Consider the following 23541-nt stretch of genomic DNA (forward strand, 5'->3'; position numbering starts at 1 on the left):
TGGGTCCTGGACAATAAAGTTGCGAACCGGTGATCGTTGCCTTTCGCCACTGGCGTGAGGGGCGCGGCTGCGTGGTGGATGACTGGGCCAGTCGTCCGATGTCTTGATACGGCTGCCACAAAGTCGCCGGTCGAAATTTTCCCGACGCTCGGCATGCGCAGCCTGGGCCGGAGCGGAAGGGGCTACGTGCGATTTGTGCCCGCGAGGCCGGGCGCTTGCAAATCGCCCATGCGCATCCTACAGTGAACCATATGGTTCACTATCAAGCCCGCCTCGACACAACGTTCGCCGCGCTCGCCGATGTCACCCGACGCGGCGTGCTGGAGCAGCTCGGGGGGGCGGACGCCTCGATCACCGACCTTGCCCAAAGGTTCCACATGACCCTTACGGGCATGAGGAAGCACGTCAGCATCCTGGAGCAGGCAGGGCTGGTGACCACGCAGAAGGTCGGGCGCGTACGGACCTGCACGCTCGGACTGCGCCGGCTGGAAGAAGAGGCCGCCTGGATCGAGCAGCACCGCCAACTCTGGAGCGCGCGCTTTGACGCGCTGGACGAACTCGTCGAACACCTGAAACGCAAGGAGAAGGTAGATGCCAAAAGCAAGAGAAGCTAGCTCCGTCGCCAGGAACCGCACTGCCGTGGAACGCAAGTCCGATCGCGAACTCGTCGTGACGCGGACGTTCGATGCCCCGCCGCACATCGTGTTCGAAGCATGGAGCAATCCCGAGCTGTTCAAGCTTTGGTGGGTGCCGAAATCGGCGGGCATGTCGCTGGTCTCGTGCGACATGGATGTTCGCACCGGGGGCGCGTACCGCCTCGTGTTCAGCCATCCGGCTTTCGATCAGCCGATGGCGTTCTTCGGCACCTACCGGGAAGTCACGCCGAACAAGCGCATCGTCTGGACGAACGAAGAAAGCGATCAGGGTGCCGTGACCACGGTGACGTTCGAGGAAAACGACGGCAGGACGCTGGTCACCTTCCACGAACGCTACCCCACGGAAGCGGCCCTCGACGAAGCCCTCGCCGGTTCGGCGGAAGGCCTGCCCGAGCAGTTCGCGCAGCTGGACGAGTTGCTCGCGGACAGGTCGTGACCACGCCGCGGCCCTGGCGCATGGAAGGGATGACGGTGAAGCACGCAATCGCCAGCGGCGCCGGCCAGTCCGGCGCCATGTGAGGACGATATGCTCAGGCGCGATTTCCTCAAGACCGCCGTGGCGACCGCAGTGCTGACTGCGGTCCTTCCCGTTCAAGCCAGGAAGGCTCCCGCCATGTCGAACGAGCATTTTGCCGACGTCAATGGCCAGCATCTCTTCTACAGCGTGCATGGCGCCGGCAAGCCGCTCATTCTTCTCCACGGCGGCATCGACCCGGACAGCTTCGGGAGCAATCTGGCCGCGCTGGCCAAGGGGCGGCAGGTGATCGCGCCTCATCTCCAGGCACACGGGGGCACGCCAGACACGGACCGGCCACTGCGCAGTGAAACGATGGGCGACGACATCGCCGCCCTGATCGGCCATCTGGATCTCGGCAAGGCCGACGTCATGGGCTACTCGCTCGGCTCCAGCGTCGCGCTGCAGACGGCTATCCGCCATCCGGCTGCAGTCGACCGGCTCGTACTCGTGTCCGCGGCGATGAGGCAGGACGGCTTTTATCCGGAGGGAGTGGCAGCCTTCCAACAGTTGGAAGCCAACGCCGCCACGCTCGGCCCTGGCGTCGAGGCATCGCCGTTGGGCAAGGCGTATCCCGATGTCGATTGGACCAACCTCTTCAGGAAGGTCGGCGACCTGACCAAACGCCCCTTCGACTGGAGCGCCGGGGTCGCCAAGCTTCAGGCACGCACACTGCTGGTCTATGCCGACGCCGACGCCATCCGGCCCAAACACATGATCGAATTCTGGAAGGCCTTGGGAGGCGGCCGGCGCGACGCCGGGATCGATGGCTCCCTGCGGCCCGCAAACCAGTTCGCCATCGTGCCGGACACCACCCACTACACGATTCCCGTCGATCCGATGTTGCCGGGGATCGTCGAGCGCTTCCTCGGAGCTGCATCGGAGGCAGCAGGTTAGGGGGCGCGAAACGCCCACGGAGCTGTCGGACCAGGGGGGAGTCGTGTGTGTCCTCCGTGTCGCTGGAACGGGAAATCAATGGGTGTGTCCATCCGCGGACGGAACTTCATCGGCTGTCTGCAGCCTGTCGCGCGACCGTGCTTCCTGCAGGCAGGTAGGGGTTGCGATCCAGCGCGGCGAGCACGGCCCAGGCCGTCGCCCCGAGGTGTGGCTGGTGGTGGTAGTACGAGTACGGCGCGGCGACGCGTTCCTGCGGCGTGGCCCACAGCAAGCCGCCGGGAGACACCTGCCGCGCGAGGATCGAGAGCAGCCTGTCCGCCTCGGCGTCGCGGCCCTGTTGGCGATAGACCAGTGCGGCCTGCGCCGTGCCTTCCGTCCACAGGCCGTCGCGGGTGCCGGTGAAATCGAAGCCGCCCCGGGTGGCGTGGGTGCGCTCCACCCAGGCGAGTGCGCGCCGCCACTCGCCTGGCGCATCGGGCAGCAGCAGCGCCCAGAGCTGCACGTCGAGGGCGGACGGCGCATGCAGCGGGGTGGCGCCGTCGGCGGTGGTGCCCATCCAGAAATGCCCGCTCTCCGTATCCCATTGGGCGTCGACGAAGCGGCGCGCACGCCTCGCCTGTGCGGCCCAGTCGCCCGGGGCGGCGCTGCGTTGCAGCCAGTCGAACAGCGCGACGAGGTCGATGTTGTGCTCGGTCGATTTCCACGGCGCCTTCTGCGGCACCAGCAGGTAGGATTCGATGCCGCCGCTGAAGCCGCCCGCGCCGCGCGCGTCCGTGGCGTGTTGCACCACCCAGTCCGCGAGGCGCACGGCCGCGTCGCGCCAGCGCACGTCGCCGGTGGCGTCGTGCATGGTCAGGAACGCCAGCGCCGCCCAGGCGAGGTTGCCGCATGAACTGCCGTCCTGATAGGCGCCGGAGTAGTCGCGGGCGGCGTCGATCCAGCGCTTCTGCCGCGCATCCCACCAGCCGTTCGGCAGCGGTTTGCCGTTGCCGACCGCGCCGGCGCGGTAGGCGTCGCGCAGTCGCGAGTCGTTCGTGGCCGCCAGCCGCAGCGCTTCGGCAATGCGTTCGGCTTGCGCCTGCTTGCCACAGGCGAGCAGGGCGATCACGGCGAGCGCGTTGTCGTAGGTGAAGGCCGCCGAGTGCAGGGGCGGCAGGCCGGGCGCGCCGTGGCCGTCGAGGCTGTCGTAGCTGCGCAGCAGCAGCGGCGCGTTCCCCGGGACCGCGTCCACGCGCGTGGCGATGGCCCGGCAAGTGGTGTCCGCCAGGGTTTTCGTCGCCCGGGATGTGGCGCCCGCGCGCTCCGCAGGAGGCGTCGCCGCCCACGTCGCCGGGATGCCCGCGAACAGCGCCAGGCACAGCGCGATGAGGCCTGGCCGGCGGTAGCCGGTGCGGCTGGATCGGGGTGCGGCAAACGCGGTCATGGGCGAGTCCCGGATTCCCTTCGGCAAGAACCGGAGGCGGCTACCGGGATGTTCGCATGACTGCGCAAACGAAGATGCCTTCATGCCGTGGTTCGACACGGCATGAAGGCATCGGGAAGTGCGTGGCCGTGCTGGCGCCATCCGCCGGCGCGGCGTCGGGCGCTCAGGTATCCGCGCTGTGCTGGTACTGCGGCGACATCGGCATCATCAAGGTGTTCTCGGTGTACATCACCCAGATGGAAGCGCCCAGCACGATCACCACCAACACCACGGTGAAGACGAAGGACAGCAGGTTCCAGCCGCCTTCCCCGCGCGCGTCGAGGTGCAGGAAGTAGACGATGTGCACGAAGATCTGCACCACCGCCAGCGCCAGCACGATGGTGATGGTCACCCAGTGGTTGGCGAACACCTGGCCCATCACCAGCCAGAACGGGATGATGGTGAGGATGGCCGCCAGCGCGAAACCGGTGAGGTAGCTGCGCAGCGTGCCGTGGTTCGCGTGCTCGTCGTGGCCCGGCTCGTGGCCGTGCGCGAGGTCGTGGGAAGTGGAATGGCTCATCGCAGCACACCTGCCAGATAGACGAAGCTGAAGACGCCGACCCACACCAGGTCGAGGAAGTGCCAGAACATGCTGAGGCACTGCAGGCGCCGCACGTTCGCTTCGGTGATACCGAACTTGCCAAGCTGCACCATCAGCACCACCAGCCACAGGATGCCGACGGAAACGTGCAGGCCGTGCGTGCCGACCAGGGTGAAGAACGAGGACAGGAACGCGCTGCGGCCGGGGCCGGCGCCCTCCGCGATCATGCCGAGGAACTCGTGGATTTCCAGCGTCACGAAGGCCGCCGCCAGCAGGCCGGACACCGCCAGCCACGCCAGCATGGCCGTCTTGCGCTTGCGCGCCATCTCCAGCATCGCGAAGCCGAACGTCACCGACGAGACCAGCAGCAGGGCGGTATTCACCGCCAGGCCCGGCAGGTCCAGCACCTCCGCCGCGGTCGGGCCGCCTGCGGTGCTGGTGCCCAGCACCGCATAACAGACGAACAGCGACGCGAAGATGAAGCAGTCGCTCATCAGGTAGATCCAGAACCCGAGCAGGCTTCCGTTCGGCGCGTGCGGCTCCTCGCTGCAGAGGAACGGCGACTGCAGGTTGCCGGTGGTATCGACCGCCGTGGCGCTCATGCGTTGGCTCCCTGGTTTTCCGGCTGCCAGTTGCCGCTGTGTTCGAATGCGCGCACCTCATCCCTGGGGATGTGGAAGTCGCGACGGTAGTTGAAGGTGTGCACGATGCTGGCCACGACCAGGCCCACGAAGGACGCCACCGCCAGCCACCAGATGTACCAGACCAGGGCGAAGCAGCAGACGAAGGACAACGTGGCTATGACCACGCCCGCGGCGGTGTTCTTCGGCATGTGGATGGGGTTGAAGCCCTCCAGCGGACGCCGGTAGCCGTGCGCCTTCATGTCCATCCACGCGTCGCGCGCCCGCACGTTCGGGACGAACGCGAAGTTGTACGGCGGCGGCGGCGAGGAGGCGGCCCATTCCAGCGTGCGGCCGTTCCACGGGTCGTTGCCCACGGCGTAGGCCTTGCGCCGGATGACGCTGACGACGATCTGGATCACGAAGGTGAGGATGCCGAGCGCGATCAGGAAGGCGCCGAAGCCGGCGACGATGAAATACGGCTGCAGGGCCAGGTTGTCGAAGTGGCTGAGGCGGCGGGTCACGCCCATCAGGCCCATGATGTACAGCGGCGTGAACGCCACCCAGAAGCCGATCAGCCAGAACCAGAAGCTGGCCTTGCCCCAGGACTCGTCCAGCTTGAAGCCGAAGGCCTTGGGGAACCAGTAGTTGACCGCCGCGAACACGCCGAACACCACGCCGCCGATGATCACGTTGTGGAAGTGCGCGATCAGGAACAGGCTGTTGTGCAGCAGGAAGTCCGCCGGCGCCACCGACAGCATCACGCCGGTCATGCCGCCGATCGTGAAGGTGAACAGGAAACCCATCGTCCACAGCATCGGCACGGTGAACTGCACGCGTCCGCGGTACATGGTGAACAGCCAGTTGAAGATCTTCACGCCCGTGGGGATGGAGATGATCATCGTGGTCAGCGCGAAGAACGAGTTGACGTCCGGCCCCGAGCCCATCGTGAAGAAGTGGTGCAGCCACACCAGGTACGACAGGATCATGATCGCGCAGGTCGCGTAGACCATGGACGAATAGCCGAACAGCGGCTTGCCCGAGAACGTGGGCACGATCTCGGAGTACACGCCGAAGATCGGCAGGACCAGGATGTACACCTCCGGGTGGCCCCACACCCAGATCAGGTTGATGTACATCATCACGTTGCCGCCGAAGTCGCTGGTGAAGAAATGCATGCCCAGGTAGCGGTCCAGCGAGAGCAGCAGCAGCGTGGCGGTGAGCACCGGGAACGTGGCGATGATCAGGCCGCTGGTGCACAGCGAGGTCCAGGTGAACACCGGCATCTTCATCATCGTCATGCCGGGCGCGCGCATCTTCACGATGGTGACCACGAAGTTGACGCCGCTGAGCAGCGTGCCCACGCCGGACAGCTGCAGGCCCCAGATGTAGTAGTCGACGCCCGGGCCCTGCTGCAGCTCGGAAACGGGCGGATAGCCCAGCCAGCCGGCGGTGGAGAAGTCGCCCACGAACAGCGACACCATGAACAGAATCGCGCCCCAGAACGTGAACCAGAAGCTCATGTTGTTGAGGAACGGGAACGCCACGTCGCGCGAACCGATCTGCAGCGGCATCACGTAATTGATCAGTCCGACGATGTAGGCCATCGCCACGAAGAAGATCATGATCGCGCCGTGCGCCGTGAAGATCTGGTCGTAGTGCTCCGGCGGCAGGTAACCCGTGTTCGGGCCGAACGCGATCGCCTGCTGCGCGCGCATCATCGCCGCGTCGGCGAAGCCGCGCAGCAGCATCACGGTGCCCAGGATCATGTACATGATGCCGAGCTTCTTGTGGTCCACGCTGGTGAACCACTCGTGCCACAGGTAGCCCCACAGCCGCTTCTTGGTGACGTAGCCGAGCAGGGCGAGGCCGCCGGCCAGCACCACCAGCAGGGTGACCAGGACGATGCGCCCCTCCAGGTCGGGTTTCAGGAACGGCAGCGAGTCGAGCGTGAGCCGGCCGAACAGGAAACTCCTGGCGGCAGCTTGGGTGGTGGCTTCAAGCATGGTTTGGATCTCTGAACTGGATCAATGCGTCGCGGCAGGCTGCGTCCCGGCGGGCGTGGCGGCGCCCGCGGGCGCGGCGCCGTCTTCGTGCATGCCCGGCATGTCCTGCATGGCATGGCCGGCGTGGCCGCCGGCGGCCATCGTTTCGCTCATGCACGTCTCGCCGGGCAGGACGCAGCGTTCGAGGATGCGCCGGAAAAGGTCGGGCTCGAAGCTGGCCCAGGAGCGCGCCGGCACGTTGCGTTCGGGCTGGCGCAGCTGGTCGTAGGCCTGGATGTCGAGCGCGCCGCCGCCATCGCGGGCCTTGGCCACCCACTGGTCGAAGTCCTGCTGGCTCATGCCTTCGAACGTGAAGCGCATGTCGGTGAAGCCCGCGCCGCTGTAGTTCGCGGAGAAGCCCGGGTACTGCCCCGGCTTGTTGATCACCGCGTGCAGCACGGTCTGCATGCCGGGCATGGTGTAGATCATGCCGGCGAGGTCGGGCACGGAGAACGCATCCATCATTTCGTCCGACGTGAGCTTGAAGCGGATCGGCACGTCGACCGGCGCGGCCAGCTGGTTCACCGTGGCGATGCCGTACTGCGGATAGAAGAACAGCCACTTCCAGCGCAGCGACACCACGTCCACTTCCAGCGGCTTGACGTCCGCGGCCACCGGCTTGCCGGCGGCGACGCGATCCAGCGGGCGGTACGGGTCGAGCTGGTGGGTGCCGATCCAGGTGATCGCGCCGACCGCGACGATGATGAGCACCGGCGCCGCCCACACCAGCAGTTCCAGCTGTGGCGAATGGTCCCAGTGGGCGTCGTAGCGGGCGTTTTTGTTGGATGATCGGTATCGCCAGGCGATGACGCCGATCGCCACCAGCACCGGCCCGACGATCAGCATGATGATCGCCGTGGTGATGATCATGATGTCGCTCTGCTGCCGGGCGACGTCGCCGGAGGGGCTGATCAGTGCCAGATGGCAGCCGGCGAGCAGCGCAAGCGGAAGCAGCAGCAAGCCGCGAAGACGTTTCACTGTCATGGATACGCGCAGTTTGTCCAGGGGAATGACGGGGAGCCTGCTTATGCCGCTCACCCGGGAGTGCCTATAATACTACTCGGCAGTCGAGTTTCGCCGGTCGGACCCTTCGTCCGGGCGTGGAACGGGGCTGCACGGGGACGTGACCAGGGCTGCGCGAACGCGGCTGGTCGCGTCCGTCGTGCCGTCGCCGCTCCGCTCGACAACCTCCGGTTGCACGCGCTCCGCCACGGAATTCCCCATGTCAATCAGCAATGTCCAGTCTGCCGACCCGTCGGCCTCCTTCGCGCACGACGCGGGTTCGCACGACCAGCTCACGGCGGGCGATCTCGTGGTGGGTGTGGTAATTGGTCGCATCTGCCAATCCTTCGACCTGTTCGTGTTCGGCCTGGGCTGCGTGCTGGCGTTCCCGGCGGTGTTCTTTCCGTTCGCCAACCACTTCGACGGCATGCTGCTGTCGTTCGCGGTGTTCGCGCTGGCCTTCCTCGCGCGCCCGCTGGGCTCGATGTTCTTCGTGGTGCTGCAACGCCATCTGGGCCTTCCCGCCAAGCTGACCATCGCGATGTTCCTGCTCGGCATGGCGACCGCCGGCACGGCGTTCCTGCCCGGCTATTCCTCGTGGGGCTGGGCCGCGATCCTGGTGCTGGCGATACTGCGTTTCGGGCAGGGTTTCGCGCTGGGCGGCAGCTGGAACGGCCTCGCCTCGCTGGCGGCGATCAAGGCGCCGAAGGACAAGCGCGGCTGGTACGCCATGCTGCCGCAACTCGCGGACCCGCTGGGCTTCATCCTCGCCGCGGGGCTGTTTGCGTACATCTGGTCCAGCCTCACGCCGCAGGAATTCGTGGACTGGGGCTGGCGCTATCCGTTCTTCGCGGCGTTCGCGATCAACGTGGTGTCGCTGTTCGCCAGCCTGCGCATGGTGGTGGCGCCGCGCTACGCGGAACAGCTCAAGGAGCGCGAGCTCGAACCCACCTCGATGCGCGAGCTGGTCCGTTCGCAGGGCGACAACATCGCGCTGGGCGCGTTCGCGCCGCTGGCGAACTACGCGCTGTTCTACCTGGTGACCATCTTCCCGCTGTCCTGGGCCATCCTCTACACGCAGCAGACGACGGTCAGCTTCCTGCTGGTGCAGATCGTCGGCGCGTTCGTGTGCCTGCCCTGCATGTTCCTCTCCGGCAAGGTGGCGAACCGCTTCGGCCGCCGCACCACGCTGGCGGTGGGCGCGCTGCTGATCGCGGTCTACAGCGGCTGGACCGCGCTGCTGCTTGCCGGCGGCGTGGTGAACAGCTACCTGTTCGTGATCCTGGGCTATGCGCTGCTCGGCTTCACGCACGCGCAGGCGGCCGGCGCGGTGAGTTCCAATTTCCGGCCGGAATTCCGCTACTCCGGCGCCATGATCACCTCCGACCTGGGCTGGCTGATCGGTGCGGGCTTTGCGCCGCTGGTGGGACTGGCGCTGGCCCGGTATGCCGGCGTGCCCTACGTGGGCCTGTACCTGCTGTCGGGCGCGATCGGCACGCTGGTCGCTTTGTGGATCAGCCGGCAGTCGGACGGCCTGCCCAACGATTGATGGACGGCTTCGTCCCGCGCCTGCCGCGCAGCGCGCGGCAGGCCATCACGACGCACCATGCCTGACATGCCGCTGCCTGCCGACGACCACGAGCGCCGCCTGCGCGGTCCGCTGGCCTTGGCGTTGCTGGCCCTGCTCGGCGTCACCTTGTTCTCCGCCTGCGTGGCGCTGGGCACCTGGCAGGTGCACCGGCTGGCGTGGAAGACCGCGCTGATCGCCCGCGTCGACGCGCGCGTGCATGCGCCACCGGTACCCGCGCCGGCGGCCGCCGACTGGGCCGGGATCACCGCGGCGAATGCCGAGTACCGCCACGTGCGGCTTTCCGGCACCTGGCTGCCCGGGCGCCAGACGCGGGTGTGGACCGCCACCGAGGCCGGCAGCGGCTACTGGATACTCACCCCATTGCGCCGCGACGACGGCAGCATCGTGCTGGTGAATCGTGGCTTCGCGCCGGACGGCTGGTGCGACTTCAAGGGACATTGCCCGGCGGCGCCCGCGGGCGAGGTCATGGTGACCGGCCTGCTGCGGATCAGCGAGCCGTCCGCCCTGTTCCGGCACAACGATCCCGCCACCGACACCTGGTACACCCGCGACGTGGCGGCCATCGCCAGAGCGCGCGGCTTGCAGGGCGTGGCACCGTACTTCGTGGATGCCGATGCGGTATCAGATCCGGGCGCAGCCGAGTGGCCGCGCGGCGGCATGACGGTGATCCGTTTTCCGAACCACCATCTCAACTACCTGATCACCTGGTACGTGCTGGCGCTGATGGTGCTGGGCGCCGCGGCTTACGTGGCGCGGGACGAATACCGCTTGCGCAGGCGGCGCCGGCGGTAGCCATGAAAAACGCCCGTCGGAACCGGCGGGCGTCGCGGAAAGTGCTTTCGATGGTGTGGCTCAGGCGCGACCGTATACGTCGTCGTAGCGCACGATGTCGTCCTCGCCAAGATAGCTGCCGGACTGCACCTCGATCAGTTCCAGCGTCACCTTGCCCGGATTGCGCAGGCGGTGCGTGCTGCCCAGAGGGATATAGGTGCTCTGGTTCTCGCCCAGCAGGAACACCTTGTCGTCGCAGGTGACCTCGGCCGTGCCGGAGACCACGATCCAGTGCTCGGCGCGGTGATGGTGCTTCTGCAGGCTCAGCGACGCGTCGGGTTTCACCACGATGCGCTTCACCTGGAAGCGTTCGCCGGCTTCCAGCGAGTCGTAGCTGCCCCAGGGGCGGTGCACCACGCGATGGAAGGAGTGCTCGCTGCGGCCGGCGGCCTTGAGCTGCTCCACGATCTTCTTCACGTCCTGCGCCGCGTCGCGGTGCGCGACCAGGGTGGCGTCGGGCGTGGTCACCACCACCAGGTCGTCCACGCCCACGGTGGCGACGAGGTGGCGGTCGTGCGAGCGCAGCAGGGAGTTGTGCGTGTCGACGGCGAGCGTGTCGCCCTCGCGCAGGTTGCCGTCCGCGTCGCGCTCGCCGGCCAGCCACAGCGCCGACCACGAACCGATGTCGCTCCAGCCGCAGCTCACCGGGATGACGGCCGCACGCGTGGTCTTTTCCATCACGGCGTAGTCGATGGAATCCTCGGGCACCTGGGCGAAAAGCTCCTTGTCCACGCGCACGAAGTCGAGGTCGGCATGGGCCGCGGCGTGCGCGGCGCGTACGGCCTGCAGCATCGCCGGGGCATGCTGGCCCAGCTCTTCCAGATAGCGGTCGGCACGGAACAGGAACATGCCGGAGTTCCAGTCGTAGCCGCCGTCGGCGAGGTAGCCCTCGGCGGTGGCGAGGTCGGGCTTTTCCACGAAACGCTCGACGCGGAACGCTCCATCGCCGATGGCGTCGCCACGGCGGATGTAGCCGAAACCGGTCTCGGCCCGATCCGGGCGGATGCCGAACGTGACCAGCCAACCTTGCCGGGCAGATGGCAGGACCTGACCGACGGCTGCGACGAAGGCGGCTGTGTCGCTGATGAGATGATCGGCGGGCAGCACCAGCAGCAATGCCTCGGGATCGCGCTTCAGCGCTTCCAGCGCGCCGAGCGCGATCGCCGGTGCGGTATTGCGCGCCAGCGGCTCCAGTACCACGGTGCCGCCATTGATGCCGGCTTCGCGCAGCTGCTCGGCGGCGAGAAAGCGGTGATCCTCGCTGGCCACCACGATGGGCGCGGCCACGTCGGGCAGTTGGCGCGTGCGCGCGACAGTCTGCTGGAACAGCGTGCCGTGGCCTGCCAGGGAGAGAAACTGCTTGGGAAGGTTCCTGCGCGAAACCGGCCACAGGCGGGTGCCGCTGCCGCCGCTGAGAATCAAGGGGACCAACATGGTTCCGCCATCCTTAGTTTGTGTGAAGCGTACTGATGATGCCGTGCAAGCCATCTTGCCAATCCGGCAAAGCATAGCTGAAACGCTGCTGGAAGCCGGAATTGTCCAGTACCGACCAGGACGGGCGCCGCGTCGGTGTGGGGTAGTCGGCGGTGGCAATGGCGATTACGCGCGGCTTGCGCGGCAACAGCCCCCGCCGCAGCGATTCATCGAAAATCGCCGTGGCAAAACCGTGCCAACTGGTATGGCCGCTGGCGACGAGATGATGGGTGCCTTGGAGAGCATGGCGCCGCTCTGCGCCGGCGGTTTGCCAGGCATCCAGAGCCGCCAGCGTGCCGCCCACGATCAGCGAGGTGCCAGTGGGGGTGCCGATCTGGTCGGCGACCACGCGCAGTTCATCGCGCTCGGCGCCCACGTGCAGCATGGTGCGCAGGAAGTTCTGCCCGTGCGGTGCGTACACCCAGGCGGTGCGGAAGATGAAATGGGCCGCGCCGCTGTCGTGCAGCGCCTGCTCTCCGGCCAGCTTGCTGCGGCCGTAGGCGCCCAGCGGGTCGGTGGGTGCATCGACGGGATAAGGCGCGGTGGCCGTGCCATCGAACACGTAGTCGGTGGAGTAGTGGATTACCAAAGCGCCGTGCGCGGCGGCCCAGCGGCCCAGCACGCCCACCGCTTCACCGTTGACGCGCGTGGCCAGCGCCTCTTCCTGCTCGGCGTGGTCCACCGCGGTATAAGCTGCGGTGTTGACGATGACGTCGGGGCGGATGCGGTCAAGCAGGGCAGGCAGCGTATCCGGTGCGGCGAGGTCGGCCGGCTCGATGACGGCGCCATCGTGGCGCCGTCCGTGGCGACTGGCCGTGACCAGTTCGCCGCGCGAGGCCAGGCCGTCGTCCTCGACGAAGCTGCGGCCAAGCTGACCGTTGGCGCCCAGCAGCAGGATTCTCATGCTGCATACTTCGGCAGGCGGTCCGGGGGGACGTCGGACAGTAGCGGCGCCCTGCCGTCCTTGTCGGAAAGCAGCGGCTCGGCGACCGGCCAGTCTATGCCCAGCGCCGCGTCGTTCCAGCGTATGCCCGCATCGGCCCTGGGGTCGTACAGCGCGGTGCACTGGTAACTGAAGGTGGCGAATTCGGAGACGACGCAGAAGCCGTGCGCGAAACCCTCCGGGATCCAGAAGTGGCGGTGATTTTCGGCAGTGAGCATCACGCCCGCCCACTGGCCGAAGGTCGGCGACCCGTGGCGGATGTCCACCGCCACGTCGTATACCTCGCCTTCAAGCACGCTGACCAGCTTGCCCTGCGGATTCGGCCACTGGTAATGCAGCCCGCGCAGCACGCCTTGCGCGGAACGAGAAACGTTGGACTGCACGAAGCGCCGGTCGATCCCGGCTTCGCGGTACTTCGCCTCGTTGTAGCTTTCGTAGAAGAAGCCGCGCGCGTCGCCGAATACCTGCGGTTCGATCGCCACGGCGCCTGGCAGGCGCGTCTCGATCAGCTTCATCGTGCCACGCCCTCCCTGGCCATTTGCTGCAGGTACTGGCCATAGCCGGTCTTGGCTAACTGCTCGGCCAGCAACAGCAACTGCGCCGTATCAATCCAGCCGTTGAGGAAGGCGATTTCCTCGGGGCAGCAGACCTTGAGGCCTTGGCGATTCTCGATGGTCTGTATGTAGTTACCCGCTTCCATCAGCGATTCATGCGTGCCGGTGTCCAGCCAGGCGAAGCCTCGTCCGAGCTGTTCAAGATGCAGCGAGCCATCGTCGAGGTAGCAGCGGTTGAGGTCGGTGATTTCCAGCTCGCCGCGCGGCGAGGGCTTCAGTGAAGCGGCGTAGTCGCAGACCCGGTCGTCGTAGAAGTACAAGCCGGTGACGGCATAGTGCGACTTGGGCTTGGCGGGCTTTTCCTCCAGACCCACCACGTTGCCGCCGGCGTCGAACTCGGCGACGCCGTAGCGTTCCGGATCCCTCACCCAATAGCCGAACACGGTGGCGCCGCGCTCGCGTGCGGTGGCGCGCCGCAATCGTTCGGTGAACCCGTGGCCGTAGAAGATGTTGTCGCCCAGCACCAGGCAACTGGGTTGTCCGGCGATGAAATCGCGGCCGATGGTGAAGGCCTGTGCCAGGCCGTCGGGCGAGGGCTGTACCGCATAGTGGATATCGATACCCCACTGCGAGCCGTCGCCCAGCAGTCGCTGGAACATCGCCTGCTCGTGCGGGGTGTTGATCACCAGGATCTCGCGGATGCCGGCCAGCATCAGCGTGGCCAGCGGGTAGTAGATCATCGGCTTGTCGTACACCGGCAGCAGCTGCTTGCTCACCGCGCGGGTGATCGGGTGCAGGCGGGTGCCGGAGCCGCCGGCGAGGATGATGCCTTTCGTGCTCATGCGCCCAGCCTCTCCATGCGGTAGCTGCCGTCCAGCACACGCTGCACCCATGGCTGGTTCGCGAGGTACCAGTCCACCGTGGCGGCGATGCCGCTTTCAAAGGTTTGCGAGGGCTTCCAGCCCAGCTCGCGCTGCAGCTTGCCGGAGTCGATGGCGTAGCGGCGGTCGTGGCCGGGGCGGTCCTTCACGAAGGTGATCAGCGACTCGCGCTTGCGGCCATCGGACAGCGGGCGACGCTCGTCCAGCAGTGCGCAGATCGTCTTTACCACGGTGATGTTGGTGCGCTCGGCGTTGCCGCCCACGTTGTAGGTCTCGCCCACGCGGCCGGCTTCCAGCACGCGGCGGATCGCGCTGCAGTGGTCGCCCACGAACAGCCAGTCGCGGATGTTGAGGCCGTCGCCGTACACCGGCAACGCCTCGCCGGACAGCGCCTTGGCGGTCACCAGCGGGATGAGCTTCTCGGGGAACTGGAACGGCCCGTAATTGTTCGAGCAGTTGGTGGTGAGCACCGGCAGGCCGTAGGTATGGTGGAAGGCGCGCACCAGGTGGTCGGAGGCAGCCTTGGACGCGGAGTAGGGTGAGTTCGGCGCGTACGGCGTGGCCTCGGTGAACATGCCGGTCTCGCCCAGCGTGCCGTAGACCTCGTCGGTGGAGACGTGCAGGAAACGGAAGTTCTCGCGTGCCGGGCCTTCCAGGCCGCGCCAGTAGTCGCGGGCGCATTCCAGCAAGCCCAGCGTGCCCACCACGTTGGTCTGCACGAACTCGGCGGGGCCATCGATGGAACGGTCCACGTGCGATTCGGCGGCGAAGTTCACGATGGCACCAGGCCGGTGTTCGGCCAGCAGTTTGGCCACCAGGGTACGGTCGCCGATGTCGCCCTGCACGAAGCTGTGACGCGCGTCACCTTGCAGCGAGGCCAGGGTGTCGAGGTTGCCGGCGTAGGTCAGCTTGTCCAGGTTGATCACGCGCCGTCCGTCGGCCAACGCCTGGAGCACGAAGTTCGCGCCTATGAAGCCGGCGCCGCCGGTCACGAGAAGGGTATGCATGGGCGCGCGCGATCCGCGTAGCTACAAAGCCTCATTTTTGCATGGCCGCCCCGTGACTCAAATACGCCAGCGAGGGGCGTTCGGGTAGGATGCTGGCCGCGGTTAAGGCAACTGCCGGTCTCACAGGTACAATGCACGGTTCATTGACGTGACGGCCGATTTCCGGCGGTCCTCTCCCATTAGCACGGTTGCTTGGTGATGCCCAAAAAGACCTCTGCCTCTCATCCCGGATTCGGAACGCGCGCGATCCACGCTGGCCAGCATCCCGATCCCTCGACCGGCGCGATCATGGTGCCGATCTACGCCACCTCCACCTATGTGCAGGAAAGCCCCGGCAAGCACAAGGGGTACGAATACTCGCGCACGCAAAACCCCACGCGCATGGCTTACGAGCGCTGCGTGGCGGATCTGGAAGGTGGTGTGGCCGGCTTTGCATTCGCCTCCGGCATGGCCGCTGCGGCCACCACGCTGGACCTCCTGGATTCCGGCAGTCATGTGATCGCCATGGATGATCTCTATGGAGGCAGCTACCGCTTGTTCGAGCGGGTGCGCCGGCGTTCGGCGGCCCTGGATTTCAGCTTCATCGACCTGAACGACATGGCGGTGTTGAAGGCAGCCCTGAGGCCGAACACCCGGATGATCTGGGCCGAAACGCCCACCAATCCCATGTTGAAGCTGGTCGATCTGGCCAAGGTCGCGGCTTTCGCTAAGAAGCACGGTCTGATCCTGGTGGTCGACAACACCTTCTGCTCACCGATGGTGCAGCGTCCGCTGGAGTACGGTGCCGATCTGGTGCTGCACTCGGCCACCAAGTTCATCAACGGCCATTCGGACATGGTTGGCGGCGTCGTGGTAGCAGGGAGCGCGGATCTGGCCCAGAAAATGGCCTTCCTGCAAAACTCGGTAGGGGCTGTGGCCGGTCCGTTTGATGCCTTCCTCGCCCTGCGCGGCCTGAAGACCTTGCATCTGCGCATGCGCCAGCACTGCGTCAGCGCGCTGGAGCTGGCGGGCTGGCTGCAGAAGCACCCGGCGGTCGAACGCGTGATCTATCCAGGTCTGAAAAGCCATTCGCAGCACGCCTTGGCAAAGCGCCAGATGCACGGTTTTGGCGGCATCGTCACCATCGAGGTGAAGGGCGGCTTGAAAAGGGCGCGCCGCATGCTGGAACGCTGCGAACTCTTCGCGCTGGCCGAGTCGCTCGGTGGTGTGGAAAGCCTTATTGAACATCCGGCCAGCATGACCCACGCCTCCCTGCCCCCGGCCAACCGTAAACGCCTGGGAATCCATGAGGGGCTCATACGGCTGTCAGTTGGGGTTGAGGACCTGTCGGACCTCCGGGCCGATCTCGATGCGGCGATGGGGCGAGTCTGAAATGGCTGCGGTGACTACGTCTATTTTCCCGCTGTCGGCATTGCGCTCCATGGTTTCGAATCGCCACTTGATCTGGCAATTGGCGCGTCGCGATGTGTTGGTGAGATACCGTGGATCAATGATTGGAATCGCTTGGTCATTCGTCACGCCCCTGTTGATGCTCGGAATCTACACGTTCTTTTTCACGGTGATCTTCAAATCGCATTGGATAATCGGCGGGGCAACTCGAGGCTCCTTTGCAACGGCGATGTTTGTTGGCCTGATCATCTATGGCGCATTTTCGGAGTGCGCCAGTCGTGCCCCGCAGCTCATTGTCGCCAACGCGAATTACGTGAAAAAGATCATATTTCCATTGGATGTATTGTCTGTGGCTTCGGTCATGGCATCGTTGTTCCATGCGTTGATCGGCTTGATCGTATATATATGCTTCATGCTCGTCTTCGTTGGCTCGATTCCTTCGACGTTGTTGTTCTTTCCATTGATATTGGCGCCGTTGGCTGTCATCTCGGTGGCCACGAGCTGGGTGCTGGGTGCGCTTGGCGTATATGTGCGCGATATCGGCCAGACCGTGGGTGTGCTGCTGATGGTGATGCTGTATACATCACCAATTTTCTTTCCGATGACGTCGGTGCCTGAAAAATTCAGGGCCTATCTGAATTTCAATCCTTTGACCTTTCTCATCGAACAGGCTCGTGCAGTCCTGCTCTGGGGGGATGTGCCAGATTTTCACGGTTTGCTTTCCTACATGCTGAAAGCCTTGATCTTCGCAGCGATTGCGTTTGCCTTGTTTCAGAAAACCCGCCGGGGCTTTGCCGATGTCCTCTGATGCCGCTCAAGTTGTCGTTCCAGATGAAACAATGGTCTCACTCGTCGGGCTCGGCAAGTGCTACCGCATCTACGACAAGCCTCACCATCGGCTGGTGCAGGGGATCGTGGGCGGACGCAAGCTCATGTACCGAGAGTATTGGGCGCTCAGGGACATCAATTTTGAGGTGAAGAAAGGCGAGTCGGTCGGCATCATCGGAAGAAATGGATCCGGTAAGTCGACATTACTCCAGCTTGTATGTGGCACGGTGACGCCAACGAGTGGACAGGTCAGTGTCAATGGTCGCATAGCGGCGCTGTTGGAACTGGGCGCAGGGTTCAATCCCGAATTCACTGGTCGCGAGAATGCCTACATGAATGCGGCGATTCTCGGGCTGAGTCATCAGGAGATAAATGATCGCTTCGATGACATTGAGGCGTTTGCGGAGATCGGGCGTTTCATGGATCAGCCCGTCAAGACATATTCATCCGGCATGTACGTCCGCTTGGCATTCTCGGTCGCGATTCATGTAGATCCGAAACTGCTCATCGTGGATGAAGCATTGGCGGTTGGCGATGCGCGCTTCCAGATTAAGTGCCTGAACAGGATCAAGAAGCTGCGTGAATCGGGTGTCACCATTCTTTACGTCAGCCACGATGTCAGCTCCGTCCGAACGCTATGCGATCGAGCTGTGTGGCTGGACAGCGGCTCGTTGCGCTTGAACGGGTCCGTGTTTCCGGTGACTGCCCAGTACATGGAATATCTGTTTGACGCGGCAGAAACTCCCGTCGATCAACCGACTTTGCCATCGGCGGCGCAAGTTTCTCCGGAGTCGGAATCGGAATCAATGGGGCGGACCAAACCGGTCAATCACTGGGGGTCGCATCTGGGATGTGTCGAATCGGCCGGGGTCTTCGATCAGGGCGGCAAGCGTCGCGACGCATTTCATGATCGGGAATTGCTGGAAGTGAGAATTGCTTTCCGTGTTCCCCAGGGCGCGGCCAAGGCCACCTTGGCAGTGGCGTTTTCAATCAAGGATTTGAAGGGAACAGACCTGATAGTTTCCTCTACTGCGGATGTTGGACATGATTCGTTCGACGAAAGCTCCGATCGCTACGAAGTCTGCTTTCGTTTCGAAAATTGTTTGAATACCGGACAATATCTTTTGGTGGTTGCCATCGAAGAACGCGCCGGGGCGGCGATCCAGTATTACGAGTACATTGAAGGCGCACATTATTTTTCATCCATTCAATCCGGGAGATTGTTCGGACTTTTCCTGCCGCCCATAACGCAACGGGTATGCGTGCCTGAAGACGGATCGGGAGCGGCCTCATGAATACCAGTGACATCAATAGCAAGGACTATTGGGAGCACCGGTTCAAGTCCGACTGGGGCGACTTGGGGGGGCCATCCCAAAGTCGTTTTTTCGCCAGAGTTGCTTTGGCGAATTTTCCTGATTGGTTTACTCAGGAGATACGCGTCGGTCATGCCACGGTGTGTGACTGGGGGTGCGCAGAGGGTAGCGGTACAAGTGAACTTGCTGCCGGGCTTGCAGTACCGGTGACAGGTGTGGATTTCTCGGGAGAGGCGATTGCAAACGCCTCTGCGAACCACGGACATCTGGAGTTTCTGTGCCGGGATGTGCTCAATGAGCCCATGCCTGTTTACGATGTGGTGTTTTCTTCAAATACTCTTGAACATTTTCAGGAGCCGTGGAAAGTATTCGACAGGCTATCGACATTTGCCCGATCGCATGTCGCGCTGCTGCTGCCTTTCGAGGAATATCAGCGAATTTCCGAGCATTTCCATACCTTTGACGCCAGGGACATGGCTTTTATCCGCAACGGGTTCGTGCTTGCGCATGCTGCGATCGAAGACCTGTCCGATGACGATTCCGGATATTGGAACGGCAAGCAGGTGTTGGTCATCTATAGCAGAATCGAGGCGATGTCGCATGGTGCGATGACGCTGGCAAACATACGGATCGACGGGCAGTCGCCTGCCAGCTTGCTCGCAGGCGGTCGCTTGCGCCAGTTGGTGCAGGCACAGACACGCATCGAGATACTGAGTGAAAGGACAAAGGCGCTCGAGTACGAGGTTGCCAAAGCGCGCGAGATGGTACTTGCGGCATCGCAGCGGGAGGCCCGATGCGAGGCGCTCCTGGGGGAGCGCAGTCAAGCGTTGTCTGATGCAAACAATGCGCGCTCGGTATTAGAGGGGGAGCACGGGAGGTCCAGTCGAGACGCGGATGCACTGCGTCAAGAAGTTGCAAGGCTCTGCGTGCAATTACAGGATGAGCGCGACAAGGCTCTGGCGGCGGGGCCGCGGGAGGCGCAACTGCAGGCTGTCATTGATGAGCAGGGCAGGGTTTTGGCAGACGCCGGTGCGGCACGCTCGGCGTTGGAGCTTGAGCTTGGCGCGGCCAATCAGGCTGCCGAAGACCTGCGCGGCGAGGTTGACAGGCTCTGCACGCAGTTGCACGACGAGTGCACGAGGGTGTTGGGTGCGGCCCAAATGGAGGTTGAACTCCGGTCCATAATGAACGAGCGCGATGCAGCGATAGCGGATGCGACGCTCGTGTGCAGCGAATTGGAAGCCGAGTTGAGGGCGGCCAGTGGGTTTGCTGATGCTTTACATCGCCAATCGGAACGATTGGGGGAAGATCTGGAACAAGAGCGCGTCCTCAGGGCGAAGGTGACGGCGGATCTGGCGTCGGCAAGAGCCGGTCACGCTGCTTCCTGTCAGGCGCTGGACCAGACATCCGCGCAACTTGGCATGGTATCCGACGAGCTTGCCAAAACTACCTCCAGCCTTTCATGGCGCATTACACATCCGCTGCGTTTCGTTCGTGCACTGCTTGGGGGATCTCGCGCGCAGCGCCGCGAGTTGATCTATTCAGCAATGCGTTCCAGTTACTGGCGGTTGCCGGAAGGCGTGCGGCATCGACTCATGCGCCTGAGGGAGCGAATCGTCAGGAGCCACGCACAATCCGCCAGCGCCGAGCCCAGTCCGGTACCCGAAACGGTCGGCACGTTTGATTGGATTGCATTGGCCAACTCGGCGCCCAGACTGGCCATCGTCCCGTGTGCCTTTGAGTTCGACGAGTTGGTCAATCAGCGCCCGATCAATCTTGCCAAGTATCTCGCCGAGCATGGCTATCAGGTGATCTTTGTCGCTTGGCAGTGGCACAGGGGTGAAGTACTGCCTCGAACCGGCAGTGAGGTTTACCCGGGGATCTGGCAGATCGGCTTGTACGATCTGGCGGATCGCGCAGCGTTACTTGATACGCGGCGCGATTTACAGTCACTTTTTGTTGTTACCTTGCCGGCACCTATCCTGGTGGGGATGCATGAATCCATGCGGGCTCGCGCACTGGCCGTCGTCTACGACATTCTCGACGAGTGGGAGGAGTTTTCGAAAGTTGGACAGGCTCCATGGTTCGATAGCGCATCGGAGCGGGAAATAGTATTGGCCGCCGATGCCGTTGCCGCTGTGTCAGCCCCGTTGGCTGCGAAGTTCAGCGATTTGCGTAGTGATGTACACGTCATCGGCAATGGCTACAAACCCGATGTTCTTGGGTTGGATCATGCACGGTGTGCGAGCAGGGTCCGCGAATCGGCGAATTCGATGCGAATCGGATATTTCGGCCACCTCACCGATGCGTGGTTCGACTGGGGAGTGATATTGGCGGCTGCGCGGGCAATGCCCGATGCGAAGTTCGAGCTTATAGGCTACGGCGAGCCCGAGTGGGCCCGACGGGCCGTTGATGACTTGCCCAACGTGACGTTGCTCGGCAAGGTACCGCCCGGACGCCTTTGGGAGTACGCGCAACATTGGCACGTGGCCTTGGTACCATTCGTGCCGGGGACCCTCGCTGCCGCCGTCGATCCGATCAAGATATACGAATATTTGTATTTTGGGCTGCCGACGGTTTGCACCGGAATCCCGCATCTTGCCGGCTTGCCAGCGGTTCGGGTTGTTGAAGGGGTATCCGAATTTGTCGATGCATGCAGGGAGTTGGCGCGGGTAGAATTGAACTATCAGGAAATTGAACTCAACCTCGCACGCGCGACATGGAGCGCACGTTTTGAAGCCCTGCTGCAGGCAGTCACGGACGGGGCCGGTATCAGGAGCCTGTATGTCACTTGATGTTTGCTTTGTATATCAGTGGGCAACCTATGGGGGCGTGGAAAGGGTATTTCTGAATCGCGCGCGCGCATTCGAAGCGAATGGAGAAAACGTCCGGATTGACGTGTACTACTGTGCAGACGGAGGTGGACTCAGTGCCTTTGTCGAGACGATTCGTCTGGCAGGACTGGAGCGCATCATCCGCGTGGTCAGGGAGTTCGATGCGGCCCGTTACGACATTGTCTTCGTGATCGATACCCCGGAGATGTTGCCCGTTCGCCCGTCGGGTAGAGCGCACTGGGTGGTCGAATGCCACACAGCTTATGAGGTGGGTCGAGCCTACCTTGACTCTCTGCCTCCGCACGTGGAAGAGATTGTCGTGCCGTCGCATACTTTTGCCCGGTCATTGATCGCGGAGCGCCCGATGCTGGACAACCGGGTCCGCCTGTTGCGCAACTGTGTGTCGCCGCGCATTGAGGTGTCGCCTCCAAAGCTGCCGTCTTGGCGCAGGCGTTCGTTGCTGTTTTTTGGTCGTGTCGACGAATTGAAAAACCCCCAGGGGTTCCTGGATATCCTGGTCGAACTTGAACGGCGCCAACCCGGTACTTATCTTGGAGCCATCGTCGGCCCCGAGGTACCGGGCTACGATCTCGATGGTCGGATAGAAAGAACGGGATTGAGGGGAAGCGTTTTGCGTCTCCCACCGCTGCACTTTATCAAGACCTCGCTGTTTCTGGCGGCGTGGCGCTGCCATGGAGGGGTAATGGTTTCGCCTTCGCGCGGCGAATCTTTCGGCCTGGCAGCGGCTGAAGCAATTGCTGCAGGGGTGCCGGTGCTTCTGTCGGCGATCCCGGCGCATTCTGAACTGCTCGACGGGGGCATCGCCCATCTTTACAACCCGGACGACCCGATTGCAGGTGCCGACCGCATCGAGGAGATGTTCAGGTGCTATGGCGAAGCTGCCATGCGGATGGGGCGATGTGCGTCGAAGTTCGACGACGCCGCGTTTATTGGTGATTGGAAGCTTCTGATCGATGATTTGGGCATCCGCGGAATGGCCTCCGAGTCTTTAGAGTTGAATTCATGAGTCTGCAGAAAAATATCCTCGTTGTGGTTGGTACGCGGCCAGAGGCGATCAAGATGGCGCCGGTGGTTCTGGCACTTCGTGACCAGTCATGGGCCAAAGTTACTGTTTTGGCAACAGCACAACATCGCCAGATGCTGGATCAGGTACTTGAGGCTTTCTCGATTCGAGCCGATATCGATCTTGACATCATGCGGCCCAATCAGTCCTTGGCGCAGCTGACGGCGCGGATTCTCGCCGCGATGGATGATGTCCTGTCCGATCGGACGTTCGATGTGGCTTTGGTCCAGGGCGACACGACTACGGTGATGGCCGTTGCGCTGGCCTGTTTCTACCGCCGCATCCCGGTTGGCCACGTCGAGGCTGGGCTGCGCACGGGGGACATGGGGAATCCCTTTCCGGAGGAAATGAATCGCATCGTGGCCGGCAATCTGGCTCGCTGGCATTTTGCACCCACCGAAAGCTCCAGGGAGAATCTGCTGCGCGAAGGCTTTGACGACGCGTCAATCCATGTGACCGGGAACACCGTCATTGACGCGCTCATGCAAGTGGCATCGCGGGATCCCAAGTTGGATATCGCATTGCCGGAAGGCAAGCGCCTGATCCTGGTTACGGCGCATCGCCGGGAGAATTTCGGCGCACCGTTTCGTGAAATATGTCAGGCGGTGCTCGATATAGTGCAATGCCATGCGGATGTGCATGTACTGTATCCGGTGCACCCCAACCCGAACGTGAAGTCCGTGGCAGAGGAAATGCTTGGCAGGCATGCGTCAATCACTTTGTGCCCTCCGCTGGATTATGTGCCATTCATCGCAGCACTCCAGCGTGCCTACCTGATCCTCAGTGACTCGGGGGGGGTGCAGGAAGAGGCTCCTGCACTTGGAAAGCCGGTGCTGGTGTTGCGGAATGAGACCGAGCGGCCCGAGGCAGTTGCTGCGGAAGTCGTGCGCCTCGTGGGGCCTCGGCGCGAAGCCATCGTGCAGGCAGCCAATGAGTTGCTGACCGATCCTCATGTGTATCGGCAGATGGCGCGTGGGGTATCACCCTATGGCGACGGGAGAGCTGCTGGCAGGATCGTGGACATCCTGCGGCAGGACCTCGCCGGCGCATGAATGCAGCCATTGGCCGGGACGTTC

Annotated in this window: 21 protein-coding genes; 11 read left to right on the top strand and 10 right to left on the bottom strand. The window is 63.7% G+C overall.

Annotated elements, in window-relative coordinates; all coding sequences use genetic code 11:
- Positions 1–251 precede the first annotated feature (251 nt).
- From PCA_RS02780 to PCA_RS02790, 3 genes are all read left to right on the top strand, one after another.
- Positions 252–614 (top strand): helix-turn-helix domain-containing protein, encoded by a 363-nt coding sequence (locus PCA_RS02780; RefSeq protein ID WP_181301132.1) that lies wholly within the window; start codon positions 252–254, stop codon positions 612–614.
- Between the two features lie 25 nt (positions 615–639).
- The gene (locus PCA_RS02785; RefSeq protein ID WP_343204396.1) at positions 640–1092 is read left to right on the top strand and encodes an SRPBCC family protein; all 453 of its coding nucleotides are present in this window, start codon (positions 640–642) and stop codon (positions 1090–1092) included.
- Positions 1093–1269: 177 nt separating this feature from the next.
- Positions 1270–2067 carry an alpha/beta hydrolase gene (locus PCA_RS02790; RefSeq protein ID WP_181300735.1) on the top strand — a complete coding sequence of 266 codons (798 nt, stop codon included), beginning with the start codon at positions 1270–1272 and terminating at the stop codon, positions 2065–2067.
- Between the two features lie 106 nt (positions 2068–2173).
- Here the strand turns inward: PCA_RS02790 and PCA_RS02795 are convergent, their stop codons facing one another.
- The 5 genes from PCA_RS02795 to cyoA all read right to left on the bottom strand — a co-directional run bounded on the left by PCA_RS02795 (position 2174) and on the right by cyoA (position 7713).
- The gene (locus PCA_RS02795) at positions 2174–3490 is read right to left on the bottom strand and encodes a hypothetical protein (protein WP_181300737.1); all 1317 of its coding nucleotides are present in this window, start codon (positions 3488–3490) and stop codon (positions 2174–2176) included.
- 163 nt (positions 3491–3653) lie between these two features.
- Entirely contained in the window at positions 3654–4049 is a 396-nt protein-coding gene (gene cyoD, locus PCA_RS02800) for a cytochrome o ubiquinol oxidase subunit IV (protein ID WP_181300739.1), read from the bottom strand.
- The gene (gene cyoC, locus PCA_RS02805; protein ID WP_181300741.1) at positions 4046–4672 is read right to left on the bottom strand and encodes a cytochrome o ubiquinol oxidase subunit III; all 627 of its coding nucleotides are present in this window, start codon (positions 4670–4672) and stop codon (positions 4046–4048) included. The genes cyoD and cyoC overlap by 4 nt, the downstream gene beginning before the upstream one ends.
- The gene (gene cyoB / locus PCA_RS02810; protein WP_181300743.1) at positions 4669–6696 is read right to left on the bottom strand and encodes a cytochrome o ubiquinol oxidase subunit I; all 2028 of its coding nucleotides are present in this window, start codon (positions 6694–6696) and stop codon (positions 4669–4671) included. The genes cyoC and cyoB overlap by 4 nt, the downstream gene beginning before the upstream one ends.
- A gap of 21 nt (positions 6697–6717) precedes the next feature.
- Positions 6718–7713, bottom strand: coding sequence for a ubiquinol oxidase subunit II (gene cyoA / locus PCA_RS02815; RefSeq protein ID WP_343204397.1), 996 nt, complete (start codon positions 7711–7713; stop codon positions 6718–6720).
- Between the two features lie 244 nt (positions 7714–7957).
- On the opposite strand from cyoA, the gene PCA_RS02820 reads away from it, so the two are divergent.
- Together PCA_RS02820 and PCA_RS02825 are read left to right on the top strand one after the other, a co-directional pair.
- Positions 7958–9286 carry an MFS transporter gene (locus PCA_RS02820; protein ID WP_219918485.1) on the top strand — a complete coding sequence of 443 codons (1329 nt, stop codon included), beginning with the start codon at positions 7958–7960 and terminating at the stop codon, positions 9284–9286.
- A gap of 57 nt (positions 9287–9343) precedes the next feature.
- Positions 9344–10120: an SURF1 family protein gene (locus PCA_RS02825; RefSeq protein WP_255436614.1), complete on the top strand. Its 777-nt coding sequence runs from the start codon at positions 9344–9346 to the stop codon at positions 10118–10120.
- A gap of 60 nt (positions 10121–10180) precedes the next feature.
- Here PCA_RS02825 and PCA_RS02830 read toward each other — a convergent pair whose 3' ends face one another.
- Genes PCA_RS02830 through rfbB form a run of 5 tightly spaced genes read right to left on the bottom strand, consistent with a single transcriptional unit; the run spans position 10181 to position 15017 of the window.
- On the bottom strand, positions 10181–11593 hold the full coding sequence (locus PCA_RS02830) for a mannose-1-phosphate guanylyltransferase/mannose-6-phosphate isomerase (RefSeq protein WP_181300747.1): 1413 nt from the start codon (positions 11591–11593) through the stop codon (positions 10181–10183).
- A 13-nt stretch (positions 11594–11606) separates the two neighbouring features.
- Positions 11607–12536 carry a dTDP-4-dehydrorhamnose reductase gene (rfbD, locus tag PCA_RS02835; RefSeq protein ID WP_181300749.1) on the bottom strand — a complete coding sequence of 310 codons (930 nt, stop codon included), beginning with the start codon at positions 12534–12536 and terminating at the stop codon, positions 11607–11609.
- Positions 12533–13090, bottom strand: a complete 558-nt coding sequence (rfbC, locus tag PCA_RS02840; protein ID WP_181300751.1) for a dTDP-4-dehydrorhamnose 3,5-epimerase — start codon at positions 13088–13090, stop codon at positions 12533–12535. The genes rfbD and rfbC overlap by 4 nt, the downstream gene beginning before the upstream one ends.
- Positions 13087–13971, bottom strand: a complete 885-nt coding sequence (gene rfbA, locus PCA_RS02845) for a glucose-1-phosphate thymidylyltransferase RfbA (RefSeq protein ID WP_181300752.1) — start codon at positions 13969–13971, stop codon at positions 13087–13089. The genes rfbC and rfbA overlap by 4 nt, the downstream gene beginning before the upstream one ends.
- The gene (rfbB, locus tag PCA_RS02850; RefSeq protein WP_181300754.1) at positions 13968–15017 is read right to left on the bottom strand and encodes a dTDP-glucose 4,6-dehydratase; all 1050 of its coding nucleotides are present in this window, start codon (positions 15015–15017) and stop codon (positions 13968–13970) included. Before rfbB ends, rfbA begins: the two co-directional genes overlap by 4 nt.
- Before the next feature lie 198 nt (positions 15018–15215).
- On the opposite strand from rfbB, the gene PCA_RS02855 reads away from it, so the two are divergent.
- From PCA_RS02855 to wecB, 6 genes are read left to right on the top strand one after another with little or no spacing between them, the layout of a single operon-like run.
- On the top strand, positions 15216–16388 hold the full coding sequence (locus PCA_RS02855) for a PLP-dependent aspartate aminotransferase family protein (protein WP_181300756.1): 1173 nt from the start codon (positions 15216–15218) through the stop codon (positions 16386–16388).
- A 1-nt stretch (position 16389) separates the two neighbouring features.
- Positions 16390–17214: an ABC transporter permease gene (locus tag PCA_RS02860; protein WP_181300758.1), complete on the top strand. Its 825-nt coding sequence runs from the start codon at positions 16390–16392 to the stop codon at positions 17212–17214.
- Positions 17204–18529, top strand: coding sequence for an ABC transporter ATP-binding protein (locus tag PCA_RS02865; protein WP_181300760.1), 1326 nt, complete (start codon positions 17204–17206; stop codon positions 18527–18529). Before PCA_RS02860 ends, PCA_RS02865 begins: the two co-directional genes overlap by 11 nt.
- The gene (locus PCA_RS02870; protein ID WP_181300762.1) at positions 18526–21342 is read left to right on the top strand and encodes a methyltransferase domain-containing protein; all 2817 of its coding nucleotides are present in this window, start codon (positions 18526–18528) and stop codon (positions 21340–21342) included. Before PCA_RS02865 ends, PCA_RS02870 begins: the two co-directional genes overlap by 4 nt.
- Positions 21332–22408 carry a glycosyltransferase family 4 protein gene (locus PCA_RS02875; RefSeq protein ID WP_181300764.1) on the top strand — a complete coding sequence of 359 codons (1077 nt, stop codon included), beginning with the start codon at positions 21332–21334 and terminating at the stop codon, positions 22406–22408. Before PCA_RS02870 ends, PCA_RS02875 begins: the two co-directional genes overlap by 11 nt.
- Positions 22405–23517 carry a UDP-N-acetylglucosamine 2-epimerase (non-hydrolyzing) gene (gene wecB, locus PCA_RS02880; protein WP_181300766.1) on the top strand — a complete coding sequence of 371 codons (1113 nt, stop codon included), beginning with the start codon at positions 22405–22407 and terminating at the stop codon, positions 23515–23517. Before PCA_RS02875 ends, wecB begins: the two co-directional genes overlap by 4 nt.
- Positions 23518–23541 lie beyond the last annotated feature (24 nt).

This window comes from Rhodanobacter sp. PCA2 (assembly GCF_013620825.1).
GTDB lineage: Bacteria > Pseudomonadota > Gammaproteobacteria > Xanthomonadales > Rhodanobacteraceae > Rhodanobacter_A.